Origin of the sequence: Streptomyces sp. SID11385, assembly GCF_010548245.1 — a bacterium.
Taxonomy (GTDB): Bacteria; Actinomycetota; Actinomycetes; order Streptomycetales; family Streptomycetaceae; genus Streptomyces.
This window is the reverse complement of sequence record NZ_JAAGLR010000818.1, coordinates 1-11,880: the sequence shown is the minus strand read 5'-3', so window position 1 is coordinate 11,880 and position 11,880 is coordinate 1. Positions and strand designations below refer to the sequence as shown.

The 11,880-nt window shown below is 72.3% G+C and carries 15 protein-coding genes; 7 read left to right on the top strand and 8 right to left on the bottom strand.

Features of this window, described 5'->3' with window-relative positions:
- Positions 1 to 650: MFS transporter (locus tag G3I42_RS24945; RefSeq protein WP_164289503.1), on the top strand; the 650-nt coding region annotated here is incomplete at its 5' end.
- 69 nt (positions 651 to 719) lie between these two features.
- On the opposite strand, the gene G3I42_RS24940 is transcribed toward G3I42_RS24945, so the two are convergent.
- The 4 genes from G3I42_RS24940 to G3I42_RS24925 form a co-directional block, all read right to left on the bottom strand.
- The gene (locus G3I42_RS24940; protein ID WP_164289501.1) at positions 720 to 1,475 is read right to left on the bottom strand and encodes an SDR family NAD(P)-dependent oxidoreductase; all 756 of its coding nucleotides are present in this window, start codon (positions 1,473 to 1,475) and stop codon (positions 720 to 722) included.
- A 422-nt stretch (positions 1,476 to 1,897) separates the two neighbouring features.
- Entirely contained in the window at positions 1,898 to 2,092 is a 195-nt protein-coding gene (locus G3I42_RS24935; RefSeq protein ID WP_164289499.1) for a DUF397 domain-containing protein, read from the bottom strand.
- Between the two features lie 25 nt (positions 2,093 to 2,117).
- Positions 2,118 to 2,312, bottom strand: coding sequence for a DUF397 domain-containing protein (locus G3I42_RS24930; protein WP_164289497.1), 195 nt, complete (start codon positions 2,310 to 2,312; stop codon positions 2,118 to 2,120).
- Positions 2,309 to 3,139 (bottom strand): helix-turn-helix transcriptional regulator, encoded by an 831-nt coding sequence (locus G3I42_RS24925; protein WP_164289495.1) that lies wholly within the window; start codon positions 3,137 to 3,139, stop codon positions 2,309 to 2,311. The genes G3I42_RS24930 and G3I42_RS24925 overlap by 4 nt, the downstream gene beginning before the upstream one ends.
- 263 nt (positions 3,140 to 3,402) lie before the next feature.
- Between G3I42_RS24925 and G3I42_RS24920 the strand changes: the two genes are divergently transcribed.
- Entirely contained in the window at positions 3,403 to 3,663 is a 261-nt protein-coding gene (locus G3I42_RS24920) for a hypothetical protein (RefSeq protein WP_164289493.1), read from the top strand.
- 115 nt (positions 3,664 to 3,778) lie between these two features.
- On the opposite strand, the gene G3I42_RS24915 is transcribed toward G3I42_RS24920, so the two are convergent.
- Positions 3,779 to 4,534, bottom strand: coding sequence for a class I SAM-dependent methyltransferase (locus tag G3I42_RS24915; protein ID WP_164289491.1), 756 nt, complete (start codon positions 4,532 to 4,534; stop codon positions 3,779 to 3,781).
- A gap of 239 nt (positions 4,535 to 4,773) precedes the next feature.
- On the opposite strand from G3I42_RS24915, the gene G3I42_RS24910 reads away from it, so the two are divergent.
- The gene (locus G3I42_RS24910) at positions 4,774 to 5,451 is read left to right on the top strand and encodes an alpha/beta hydrolase (RefSeq protein ID WP_164289489.1); all 678 of its coding nucleotides are present in this window, start codon (positions 4,774 to 4,776) and stop codon (positions 5,449 to 5,451) included.
- A gap of 673 nt (positions 5,452 to 6,124) precedes the next feature.
- Here the strand turns inward: G3I42_RS24910 and cutA are convergent.
- The 3 genes from cutA to hemC all read right to left on the bottom strand — a co-directional run bounded on the left by cutA (position 6,125) and on the right by hemC (position 8,129).
- On the bottom strand, positions 6,125 to 6,454 hold the full coding sequence (gene cutA, locus G3I42_RS24900; RefSeq protein WP_164289487.1) for a divalent-cation tolerance protein CutA: 330 nt from the start codon (positions 6,452 to 6,454) through the stop codon (positions 6,125 to 6,127).
- 63 nt (positions 6,455 to 6,517) lie between these two features.
- Positions 6,518 to 7,048: an Imm21 family immunity protein gene (locus G3I42_RS24895; protein ID WP_164289485.1), complete on the bottom strand. Its 531-nt coding sequence runs from the start codon at positions 7,046 to 7,048 to the stop codon at positions 6,518 to 6,520.
- A 136-nt stretch (positions 7,049 to 7,184) separates the two neighbouring features.
- Positions 7,185 to 8,129: a hydroxymethylbilane synthase gene (hemC, locus tag G3I42_RS24890; RefSeq protein ID WP_164289483.1), complete on the bottom strand. Its 945-nt coding sequence runs from the start codon at positions 8,127 to 8,129 to the stop codon at positions 7,185 to 7,187.
- 147 nt (positions 8,130 to 8,276) lie between these two features.
- On the opposite strand from hemC, the gene G3I42_RS37105 reads away from it, so the two are divergent.
- From G3I42_RS37105 to G3I42_RS24875, 4 genes are all read left to right on the top strand, one after another.
- Positions 8,277 to 8,444, top strand: coding sequence for a hypothetical protein (locus tag G3I42_RS37105; protein WP_203607293.1), 168 nt, complete (start codon positions 8,277 to 8,279; stop codon positions 8,442 to 8,444).
- Positions 8,441 to 8,878 (top strand): type II toxin-antitoxin system death-on-curing family toxin, encoded by a 438-nt coding sequence (locus tag G3I42_RS24885; protein WP_164289481.1) that lies wholly within the window; start codon positions 8,441 to 8,443, stop codon positions 8,876 to 8,878. Before G3I42_RS37105 ends, G3I42_RS24885 begins: the two co-directional genes overlap by 4 nt.
- Positions 8,879 to 9,023: 145 nt before the next feature.
- Positions 9,024 to 10,814, top strand: coding sequence for a DEAD/DEAH box helicase (locus G3I42_RS24880; protein WP_164289479.1), 1,791 nt, complete (start codon positions 9,024 to 9,026; stop codon positions 10,812 to 10,814).
- 360 nt (positions 10,815 to 11,174) lie between these two features.
- Complete coding sequence (locus G3I42_RS24875) at positions 11,175 to 11,819, top strand: helix-turn-helix domain-containing protein (protein WP_164289478.1); 645 nt, start codon at positions 11,175 to 11,177, stop codon at positions 11,817 to 11,819.
- Positions 11,820 to 11,880 lie beyond the last annotated feature (61 nt).

Sequence of the window (11,880 nt, the reverse complement as noted above, 5' to 3'; positions counted from 1 at the left end):
TGCCGCGCGGGACGTGGCGCGCGGCGCGCGGCCTCCCCGCCGTCGTGCTGCTGCGCGGGGTCGCGGCGGGCGCGTTCATCGCGGCCGAGTCGTTCGTACCGCTCATGCTCGTGACGCAGCGGGGGCTGAGCCCGACGCTCGCGGGGCTCTCGCTCGCGCTCGGCGGCAGCACGTGGGCCTTCGGCAGCTGGGTGCAGGCGCGGCCCGCCTGGTCCGCGTACCGCAGGACGTTCATGACCCTCGGCATGGTGCTCGTCGCCGCGGCGATCGCGACGGCCCCCGGCGTGCTGCTCTCCTGGACGCCCGTGTGGATCGTCGCGGTGGCGTGGGCCTTCGGCTGCTTCGGGATGGGCATCGTCACCTCGGGCACGAGCACGCTGCTCCTCGAACTCTCGGCCCCGGAGGAGGCGGGCACGAACTCGGCGGCGCTCCAGATGTCGGACGGCCTCTCCAACGTCCTCCTGCTCGCCCTGGGCGGCGCGGCCTTCGCGGCGGCGGGTGGCGGAGCGGTGGGAGCGGCGGGTGCCGCGCACGAGGTCGCGGCGGGGGCGACGGGGGCGGAGCACCCCGGGGCCTTCGCGGCGGTGTTCCTGCCGCTGGCGGGGGTGGCGGCGGTGGGGGTCTGGGTGGCGCGGAGGACGCGGGGGTAGGGGGGGACGGAAGCCGGCCGCCGGACCGCTCCCGGACCCCCTGCCCCCGCCGCCTGTCGTCAGGGCTGGTCAGCGGGCCGTGTAGCCGCCGTCCACGAGGTAGTACGCGCCCGTGCAGAACGAGGCGGCGTCGCTCAGCAGGAAGCAGACCACGTGGGCGACCTCCTCGGGGCGGCCCAGGCGGTTCATCGCGTGCATGCCGATCATGCCCGCCTTCACGTCCTCGGGCAGGCCCTCGACGAGGGGCGTGGAGATGTAGCCGGGACCGACCGCGTTGACGCGGACGCCGCGCGTCGCGTAATCGACGGCGGCCGCCTTGGACATCCCCACCACGCCGTGCTTGACGGCGGTGTACGAGGGGTTCTCCGGTACGGCGACGGCACCGGCGATCGAGGCCATGTTCACGATCGCGCCCGTACCGGCCGCCAGCATCGCCGGGATCTGCGCCCGCATGCCGTACGCGACGCCGTTCAGGTTCACCGAGACGACCTGGTTCCAGGCGTCCACGTCCAGGTCGCCGGAGAGGTTGCCGCCCTTGCCCGCGATCCCCGCGATGTTCGCCGCGAGGTGCAGCGCGCCGTAGGTGTCGACGGCCAGCCGCACCACGCGCTCGTGCTCCTCCGCCGAGGAGACGTCCTGCCGGACCGCCGTCGCCTCGCCGCCCGCGGCGGCGATCTCCTCGGCGACCCCCTGGACGGCGTCGGCGTTGATGTCGGTGAGCACGACCTTCGCGCCCCCGGCGGCCAGCTCCTTCGCCGTGGCGGCGCCCAGTCCGGAACCGGCACCGGTGACCAGGGCGACCTTGCCCTCGAACGTGTTGCTCACAGTCCTTCTCCTTCACAGAGGGCGGGTCCACACACAGAGGGCGGGTCCACACGGCACGCGCCCGGGCACCGAGGGCCTTCCTGAGGATGACCCAGAGTGCGGCTGTACAACCCGTCTGTCTCTTATGTTGCTTGCGTGACGATGGGTCCGTGAATCCGTCGCCACGGACAGAGTGCCCCTTGGCCGTCCGCCGGGGCTTTCACCAGGGCGCACACTTTCTTGCCGGTGCGCGCACGGCGTGCCTCTGTCGGAGGCGGCTGTCGTGGACGTCGCGCGGCGCGAGGGCCGTCAGTGGTGCTCGGTCCGGGCGGCCTCGGGGCGGGGTGTCCTGGAGCGGCTCTGCCTCGGCGGCCTTGCGCTCTCGCCGCACAGCACTGCGGCCCCCTTCCGGTGAGGGAAGGGGGCCGCAGTGGGGGCGTCGGTCAGCGCGTCTCGGGGTGCTTCGCCATGCTCACGAGGCCGGTCCAGGAGTGTGAAGTCAAGGTCAGGACGGGGCCGTTGGGGAGTTTGCTGTCCCGTACCGGTACGAGCCCGCTGGTCAGCAGGTCCGCGCTGCACTCCACGCAGTCACCGCCGTTGGAGCTGTAGGACGACTTTTGCCAGCGGAGAGTTGTCACAGCTTGCCCCTTTGTGGCTGAGTGGTCAGCGTGCCTCGGAGTGCTTGGCCATGCTCACGAGGCCGGTCCAGGAGTGTGAAGTCAGGGTTAGGACGGGGCCGTTGGGGAGTTTGCTGTCCCGTACCGGTACGAGCCCGCTGGTCAGCAGGTCCGCGCTGCACTCCACGCAGGCACCGCCGTTGGAGCTGTAGGACGACTTTTGCCAGTGGAGAGTTGTCACAGCTTGCCCTTTCGTGCCTGAGTGATCAGCGCCACCGTAGCCGACGGCGACAGCGCTTCGGCCATGAGGTGATGATAGGCCGCTCGGATCCCCAGCAGCCTTGACGGTTCCCGCTCCATATGACCTTGAATTTGCGATTCCGCGTAACCCACTTGGCTGCCGTCAGCCATCGTCAGCAGGTAGACGGGCAAATTGAAGGGGCGGGCCTGTCCCAGCGTGTGGGGCGCCACCTGGAGAACCGCGTTCGGGCGCGCGGCGAAGGCCGCCAACGCCTCGAACTGTTCTTGCATCACGCCGTCGCTCCCCACCCGGTGACGCAGGCAGCTTTCATCCATGATTACGAGCATCATGGGAGGGCGCAGTCGCTGCAACGACGCCTGGCGTTTGGCCAGGTAGGTGAGCCTGTGTTCCGCTTGTTCCTCGGTGATGAGGCCCCGCCACACGTCCGCCTCGGCCAAGGCGCGCGCGTACGCGGGAGTTTGCAGCAGCCCGGGTACGAGGCCGATCTCGAAGAGCCGTATTTCGACGGCTCGTTCCTCCTCCTTCACGTAAGCGGCGAAGCCCTCCAGCAGGGCCCCGTTGCGGAGGTTGTAGAAATCGCGTTCGAAGGTGTCCTCGCTCAATCCGAAGATCCGGTCCAGATCCCTCGAAAGGCGAAGAGTCGGGGGTTTGCGGCCAGTTTCGATGGCTGAAATATGCGTAGGTGAATATGCGCTTCGGTCGGCCAGGTCCTCTTGTGTCCATCCGCGTGCCTTGCGGAGCTGGCGCAGCTTGACCCCCAACGCTTCGCGAGGCCCGCAATCGGCGTCCAGGAGAGCTTCGTTCACGATCCCCCCTTCCTTTTTGACAGGTTGAAGTGGTCCCGACTGTACGTCAGCTTGTACTCCAGCGTGACGGCTTCGCTATAGAGGGAGACCAGCATGGCGAACGAACCGGCGTCCACCTCACCGACCGACAACGAACCCTGTGCGGCGTGCAACGCGTGGCGGTTGGCGGAGAGGGATGCGGAAGCGGGACGGGACCACTCGCGGGCGGCTGACTGTCGCGTCATGCTCAGGCGGCATCGCGCCGACGCGCACGGCGGTTCCGAGTGACGACCTCTGATGAGAGCACCGGGCGGCTCAGCGTCGGGCGGTACGCCCGCGACCGTAGGACCGGCCTCGTCGGACGCGTGATGGGGCACGTAGGCCCGTACACGCAGCTGCGCCCGGTCAGGGGTGGGTGTGAATGGGACGCGGAACCGGCGGACTTGGAAGAACTCGGCGGCTCGGACGAGCTGAGCGCCAAGGTCGCGGAGAAGAACAGGGAATCGGCGGTGGGGCTGGCGCTGAAGTACCCGAGGCCCGATTGATCAGGCAGGGTCTCGGTCTCGCTATGGGTGCCTCCACCGGCGGGAGCCCGCGTCGATCACGGGAGTGGCGGCGGTTCCTGCGTGTGCGCAGTTCGAGTTCCTCGCCGCCGGGGCACTAATCGCACGCGGCGGGCCGCTCCGCTTCTGCCGGCTTCTCCCACACCGAGACGTGTGCCCGGCTCTCCTGCGTGAAGGGCTCGCGGTTCCAGCCGCCCCAGCGTTCCCGCGCTTCGAGGCCCGCGAGCCGGGCCATGAGGTCCAGTTCCGCCGGCCATACGTAGCGGAAGGGGATGGTGCGGCGGGTGCCCCGGCCGTCCGGCGTGACCCGGAGGTAGTGGCAGTCCGCGCGCTGGGTCACGGTGTCGTACTCGGTGTAGGCCCAGCCCTCGGGGCCGGTGTCGAAGACGACGGTGTTCCGGCCGTGCGGGAGGCCCCGCAGTTCGGGGACCATGACCTCCACGACGAACCGGCCGCCGGGGGCGAGGTGGCGGGCCGCGTTGCGGAAGCAGGCGAGCTGCGCCTCCTGCGTCGGCAGGTTCATCAGCGTGTTGAAGACGAGGTACACGAGCCGGTACGTGCCGGGCGCGGTCGCTTCCGCGAAGTCCCCGATGACGACCGGGATCTGTGTGCCGCCCGGCTTGGCGCGCAGGCGTTCCGTCATGGCCGGGGACAGGTCGATCCCGTGCACGGGGACACCGCGCCGGGCGAGTGGCAGCGCGATCCGCCCCGTACCGATCCCCAATTCGAGCGCCGCGCCCCCGCCGGCCGCCGCGTGCAGGAAGTCCACGGTGCGCGCGATCGTCTCCGCCGCGAACTCGCTCCCGCCTCCGTCGTCGTACCCCGCCGCCACCGCTTCCCCGAAGTGCTCCATGGCGGCGACGGTACGCGGGGAGGGGGGAAGAGGACATGGCCTGGATGACCGGTTCCGAGGCGTTCAGGGGGCGTGGACGGGCAATGCCCGCACGGCTGCTGTCCGGTACGGTCGTTGTGCCATATGACGGCATGACGGCATGACGGCATGACGGCAGTCGGTGCCCGGCCGCGCCGCGCGACACCGGGCCCCGGAGGGCGTCGAGGCCACCGTGTCCGCTACCGAGGGGGTCACTGACGATGGCTGCGTTTGTGCTGATTCCCGGTGCCGCGTCCGGCCCGTGGTACTGGCACCTGCTGGAGGCCGAGCTGCATGGGCGGGGCCATGACGTGGTGGCGGTCGATCTGCCCTGCGACGAGGACTCGGCCGGGCTGGCCGAGTACGCCGACACCGTGGTCGACGCCATCGATGGGCGCACCCGCCCGATCCTGGTGGCCCATTCCTTCGGCGGGTTCACCGCCCCGTTGGTGTGCGACCGCGTACCGGTGGACCTGCTGGTGATGCTCCAGGCGCAGATCCCGTCACCGGGCGAGAGCCCGGGGCAGTGGTGGTCCCACACCGGTTACGAGCAGGCCAGGCGCGAACAGGACGCACGCGACGGCAGGGAACCCGACGACGACACCGCCCTGTTCCACCACGACACCCCGCCGGCACTGGCGGCCGAGGCCAAGAAGCACACGCGCACGCAGTCGGCCACGCCGTTCCTCGCGCCATGGCCACTGGCCGCGTGGCCGGATGCGCCCACGAAGTTCCTCCTGTCCAGGGACGACCGCTTCTTCCCCGCCGAGTTCATGCGCCGGATCGTGCGGGAACGCCTGGGCATGACGCCCGACGAGATGCCCGGTGACCACTGCCCGATGCTCGGTCACCCCAAGGAACTCGCCGACCGCCTGGAGGCGTACCGCCCCGGGGCGTGACAGCCACACGCCTGTCCGGTGCGGCGGCGCCGAAGCGGAGACGCACAGGGCGGTGACCTGGGCGGGGTGGTGGTGCCGTCGATCCGGCGGGACCCCGGCCGCTTCGAGAGTGCCCGGCGGGGGTCGGGTGCCCGTCGTCGCTGGTGACGCGGCGCGCGCGGGGCGTGCGGCTCCACCGTGGTGGTGGGGGTCGGTCCCGAGGGTTCCGAGCGCCGGACGGGCGCGCGCTCAGGGCTTGCGGGCGACCCCCACCCAGAACGGGAGCGTCGCCGTGTCGAGGCGCTGGTCGGGGAGGTCGCCCGGCTCGGGACGCCAGTCGTCCGGGCCCACGAGGCCGGGTTCGACGATGTGAAGCCCTCGAAGAACCGGTCGATCTCCTCGCGGGGGCGCAGGGCGAGCGTGATCCGCCCGGCCCGGTACCGCTCGTCCGCCTCGTCCACCCGTTTGAAACCGGCCTGTGTCACGACGAGTTGACTGCCGGGCGCGAGCGCGTCCTTCAACGCCGCCACGAGCGCGTGCGCGCCCTGCTCGTCGCTGATGACGTGCAGCAACGCGATGAGGGAGAGCTGTACGGGCCGGCCGAAGCCGATGATCTCGGCGGCAGAGGCGTCGGTTCATGTGCGCGATCGCTCAACTCCCGCAAGCCCCCGGCGAAGAGCCCGCCCGGCGAGCGTCATTCCCTCGTCTCCGCCGCCACCCACGCCAGGTACTCCGCGCTGCCGCCCGCCAGCGGCAAGGCGATGATCTCCGGTGTGTCGTAGGTGTGTTCCGCTATGATCACGGCCTCCAGGGCGTCGTACCGCGCCGCCGTCGTCTTGTACGTGACACGCCACTCGGTGTCCGTCGCCACCTCGCCCTCCCAGCGGTACACGCTCGTCAGCGGCCCGTCGACCTGCGCGCACGCGGCAAGGCGCGACTCGACGGCCCGCGCGGCGAGATGACGGGCGCGCTCCTCGGAGTCGGTGGTGGTGAGGACGGTGAGGAAGCGGGGGGAGTCGGTCATGGGGCGAAGATAGCGGGCCGGGGGAATCCGAAGGGGGCTCCACTCGTACCGCCGTCCTGCCGCTCAGCAGGCGGTCAGCCGGATCACGACTACCGACGTGCACTCGCCCTCCCCGTATGCCGCGCGCACCCGCCACCGGCCCGCCGGGACCGCTACGGGTGCCTGCTCGGGCAGCCCCCCGCCGGGGTACTCCACCGCCAGATCCGCGCCCGCCTCGGCCGAGTCCATCAGCACGGCGGGCCCGTCCGTGACCCAGATCCCGGCGTCCTCCCACGCCGTCTCCGCTCCGGCCCGCACCCGCTCCGCCACCGCGAGCACCTCGGCCTCGGAGTCCGCGGCGAGCCACCGCACGAACATCAGCCTCCCCGGCAGGAAGCACGTCATCGCGGGTTCGTCGGCCAGAACGAGTGCGCCGACGGCACCCATACCGATCACCCCGGCCCAGCCGTCCACCTCGCAGGCGCGGTCGTAGTCGTCCGGCCCGCCATCCCCCTCCCCGGCGAGGAAGCCCGCCCGGGTGGCCCCGCCCCACCCCCGCACGGCGGACCGGGGAACGACGACCAAGGGCCCGCCCATCGACGCCACCCACGTCACTGACCCCGAGACCTCCTGATCGGCGGCGCGGGCGGGGGAGGTGCCGGGGGTGTGGCCGGGGTCGCGGTCCGTGGCTTGTCCCGGGCCGCGGGGCGTGTCGTGGCCAGGGGCCCGGTTCACGTCGCCCTCTGCCACGTCAGCCCGTCGCCCCGGCGAGGATGCGTGCCGCGCCCTGGGTGAGGAGGGATTCCGCCACCGTCAGGGCCAGCTTCTCCGGTTCCGACGCCGGGCCCTCCGCCGTGGCGGCGATCTGCTCGGTGCCGTCGGGGGTGGTCACGGCCGCGTGGAGGCGGAGGCGGGTGGGGGCCGGGCGGCTCGTCCAGGTGCCGAGGGGGACGGAGCAGCCGCCGTGGAGTTCGGCGAGCAGCACGCGTTCGGCGCGCACCGCCGCGTCGGCCGCCGCGTCCCCGCTCGCCGCGAGGAGGCGGGCCGCCTCGCTGTCCTCCCTTACCTGGATCGCGAGCGCCCCCTGACCGGGCGCGGGCGGGTACGCCTCCGGGTCCAGGTACTCGGTGATCTCGCCCGCGAGCCCGAGCCGGTGCAGTCCCGCCGCCGCGAGGACGACGGCGTCGAGGGTACGGGTACGGGCCAGCCGCGCCGGGACGTTGCCCCTCACCGGGACCACTTCCAGGTCCGGCCGCAGCGCGAGGAGTTGCGCGATCCGCCGCGTCGAGCCCGTACCGACCCTGGCGCCCGCGGGCAGTCCCGCGAGCGTCCCCCCGCACAGCGCGTCGCGCACGTCCTCGCGCGGACCCGGCGTGCGCAGCAGCACCGTGCCGGGGGCCGGAGCGGTCGGGAGGTCCTTGAGGCTGTGCACGACGACGTCCACCTCGCCGCCCACCAGCGCCGCCTCCTGCCGCGAGGAGAAGGCCGAGACACCCGCGCGCCGCGTCACCTCGGCCACCGTGGGCGTGCGCCGGTCCGTGTCCCCCGCCTCCGTGATCACCCGCCGGACGAACCGGACCCCCGGCACCTCGCGCTCCCAGCGCTCCACCATCTCCCGCGCCTGCGCCCGCGCCAGCGCGCTCCCGCGCGAGCCGACCGCCACCACGTTCTCCGCCACGCCGCTCGACTCCCTCACCGGTTCGCTCCTCGGGCCGTCCGAGTCTAGGTACGCGCGACGGGCGGCCATGCCAACGCACTGTCGCCAAGCGGGCTCCTCCACCCGTTGGGCCCGCCGCCGAAAACCCCGTGCCGCGCCCCCGCGCCCGCCCGTACGCTCCCCGCCATGACCGAGCGCCCCACCGAGCACACCGAGCGCCCCGAGGACCGCCCCGCGCCCGAGGACGACCGCTCCGCCGGCGACGCGTACCCCGCCGCCGACCGTGCGACCGTTCTCCGGCTCGCCCGCGAAGAGGCCGCCCGCTGGGCCGAGTTGATCGACCGGCTGCGATGAGCGTGCGGCTCTCGCCCGCCGACGCGCTCGCCGTCGCGTCCATCGCGGTCGACGACCAGCCCGTCCTCGTACGGGACACGGCGCTCCTCGACTCCGCGGTGCACCGCCCCTACGGGCGCATGCTCGGCACGGAGGCGTACCCGGACCTCTTCGCGAAGGCAGCGGCCCTCCTCCAGTCCCTCGCCCTCAACCACCCCCTCGTCGACGGCAACAAACGCACCGCCTGGATCACCGTCGTCGTCCTCCTCCGCCTCCACGGCGTCCGCCTCCGCACCGACACGGACACCGCCGAACGGCTCGTCGTATCCGTCGCCGCCGGGAAGACCCGGGCCGTGGCGGAGATCGCCGAGGTACTGCGGGGGCTGGCGGACGAGACGAACGCGCCCCCCGAGCCCCGAGCCCCCGCGTGCCCCCGCCCCGCCCCCCGCTCGTGACGCCCCGCCCACCCCCCCCGTGCCGTCCCCGGTGTGACGCCCGTCGCACCCGTGCCCTTCCTTCGCGCCGGGCACCCTGCCCGTCCTCGGGGCGGGGATAGGGTGGCTGCTCGTCCACGCAGCCGAGCCTGATTCAGCGGAGAACGTGACTACCACCCCCACCTCCTCCACCCACCTCTCTCCCGCCTTTCCCGGCCGGGCCCCCTGGGGTACGGCGGGGAAGCTGCGCGCCTGGCAGCAGGGCGCGATGGAGCGGTACGTACAGGAGCAACCGCGCGACTTCCTCGCGGTCGCCACCCCCGGCGCCGGGAAGACGACCTTCGCGCTCACGCTCGCCTCCTGGCTGCTGCACCACCACGTCGTCCAGCAGATCACCGTCGTCGCCCCGACCGAGCACCTCAAGAAGCAGTGGGCGGAAGCCGCCGCACGCATAGGAATCAAGCTCGACCCCGACTACAGCGCGGGCCCGGTCTCCAAGGAGTACGTGGGCGTCGCCGTCACCTACGCGGGCGTCGGGGTGCGCCCGATGCTGCACCGCAACCGCGTCGAGCAGCGCAAGACCCTCGTCATCCTCGACGAGATCCACCACGCGGGCGACTCCAAGTCCTGGGGCGAAGCGTGCCTCGAAGCCTTCGAACCCGCCACCCGCCGCCTCGCCCTCACCGGCACCCCCTTCCGCTCCGACACCAACCCCATCCCCTTCGTCACCTACGCGGAAGGCAACGACGGCATCCGCCGCTCCGCCGCCGACTACACCTACGGCTACGGCAACGCCCTCGCCGACGGCGTCGTGCGCCCGGTCATCTTCCTTTCCTACAGCGGCAACATGCGCTGGCGTACGAAGGCGGGCGACGAGATCGCCGCGCGGCTCGGCGAGCCGATGACCAAGGACGCCGTCTCGCAGGCATGGCGCACCGCGCTCGACCCGCGCGGCGAGTGGATGCCGAACGTGCTGCGTGCCGCCGACCAGCGCCTCACCGAGGTCCGCAAGGGCATCCCCGACGCCGGCGGCCTCGTCATCGCCTCCGACCAGGAGCAGGCCCGCGCCTACGCCAAGCTCATCCGCGAGATCACCGGCACGAAGGCGACCCTCGTCCTCTCCGACGACTCCGGCGCCTCCGAGAACATCGACACCTTCTCGCACAACGAGGACCGCTGGATGGTCGCGGTCCGCATGGTCTCCGAAGGCGTCGACGTGCCGCGCCTCGCCGTCGGCGTCTACGCCACCACCATCTCCACGCCGCTCTTCTTCGCCCAGGCCGTCGGCCGCTTCGTGCGTTCCCGCAGGCGCGGCGAGACCGCCTCCGTCTTCCTCCCCACCGTCCCCGACCTGCTCGGCCACGCCAACGCCCTTGAGCTGGAACGGGATCACGTCCTCGACAAGCCGAAGAAGAACGGCGAGGAGGACCCGTACGCCGAGTCCGAGAAGGAGATGGACGAGGCGAACAAGGAGCAGGACGAGGACACCGGCGAGCAGGAGGAGTTCTCCTTCGAGGCGCTGGAGTCCGAGGCCGTCTTCGACCGCGTCCTCTTCGACGGCGCCGAGTTCGGGATGCAGGCGCACCCCGGCAGCGAGGAGGAGCAGGACTACCTCGGCATCCCCGGACTCCTCGAACCCGACCAGGTGCAGATGCTGCTCCAGAAGCGGCAGGCCAAGCAGATCGCGACGAGCCGCAAGAAGCCGGCCGAGGACGCCGACCTCCTCGAACTCCCCGCCGAGCGACGGCCCGTCGTCTCGCACAAGGAACTCCTCGAACTGCGCAAGCAGCTCAACACCCTCGTCAGCGCCTACACCCACCAGAGCGGCAAACCGCACGGCGTGATCCACACCGAACTGCGCCGCGTGTGCGGCGGGCCGCCGAGCGCGGAGGCGACGGCGGGGCAGATCCGGCAGCGCATCGACAAGGTGCGGGAGTGGGCCACGCGGATGAAGTGAGGCAGTGGCGCCGAGGCACCGGCGGCCGGGCGGGCGGGGCGGGAACGCCCCGCCCGCGACCCGTCCGGGGCGCCGCCGCGCCTGCTGGTGTGTGCTTTCCGTGTACATGGTGAGTTCCTCAAGAGGTAATACGGACGGTGCGGCTCCGTTACCGCCCGGATACTGGACAGCGCCTTCCGCTGAGCGGGGACCGCTCGCTACTGTCCGGGCAACGCACACGCCCCGTGGCAGCGTCGCCCCGGAGCGCAGCCGGTGCGACTCGCAGGCGGACCGGGTACGAGGTGCCGTGCGCCGGACGGGACCGGTGGCCCGCGCCCGTACGGTCGGGCCCCGCCGCACCTCATCGAAGGAGTGGGCGTCGTGACCGCGGAGACCTCTCAGACGCTCGACCGTGGGCTCAAGGTCCTCAAACTGCTCGCCGAGACCGATCACGGTCTCACCGTCACCGAACTCTCGGCCCGGCTCGGGGTCAACCGCACCGTCGTCTACCGCCTCCTGGCCACGCTGGAACTGCACGCGCTGATCCGGCGCGACCTCGGGGGCCGCGCACGCATCGGGCTCGGCGTGCTCGGCCTGGGCCGGCAGGTGCACCCGCTCGTGCGGGAGGCCGCGCTGCCGGCGCTGCGCTCCCTCGCCGAGGACATCGGCGCGACCGCGCACCTCACCCTCGTCGACGGCAGCGACGCGCTCGCCGTTGCCGTCGTCGAGCCCACCTGGACCGACTTCCACGTCGCCTACCGCACCGGCTTCCGTCACGCCCTCGACCAGGGCGCGGCGGGCCGGGCCATCCTCGCCTCCCGCACCCCCGCCGGGCGCACCGTCCCCACCTGCACCCTCACCCGCGACGAACTCGACGCGGGCGCCTGCGGAGCCGCGGCGCCCCTGCTCGGCGTCACGGGCCTCGAAGGCAGCGTGGGTGTCGTGATGCTCCCCGACTCCGTCCCCGAACGCGTCGGGCAGCGCGTCGTGGACGCCGCCCGCGAGGTCGCCGACGCCCTGCGCTGAGCGGGGCACGGCTCGGGCCACCGGCGCGGCGGGGCGAGCGCGGACCGGAGGGCGCGGGCTT

Bases quoted from the DNA above. Each gene is read 5' to 3' on its own strand.
- G3I42_RS24885 (WP_164289481.1), top strand. From the start codon at position 8,441: ATGAGCGTGCGGCTCTCGCCCGCCGACGCGCTCGCCGTCGCGTCCATC.
- G3I42_RS24915 (WP_164289491.1), bottom strand. From the start codon at position 4,534: ATGGAGCACTTCGGGGAAGCGGTGGCGGCGGGGTACGACGACGGAGGC.
- cutA (WP_164289487.1), bottom strand. From the start codon at position 6,454: ATGACCGACTCCCCCCGCTTCCTCACCGTCCTCACCACCACCGACTCC.
- G3I42_RS37105 (WP_203607293.1), top strand. From the start codon at position 8,277: ATGACCGAGCGCCCCACCGAGCACACCGAGCGCCCCGAGGACCGCCCC.
- G3I42_RS24910 (WP_164289489.1), top strand. From the start codon at position 4,774: ATGGCTGCGTTTGTGCTGATTCCCGGTGCCGCGTCCGGCCCGTGGTAC.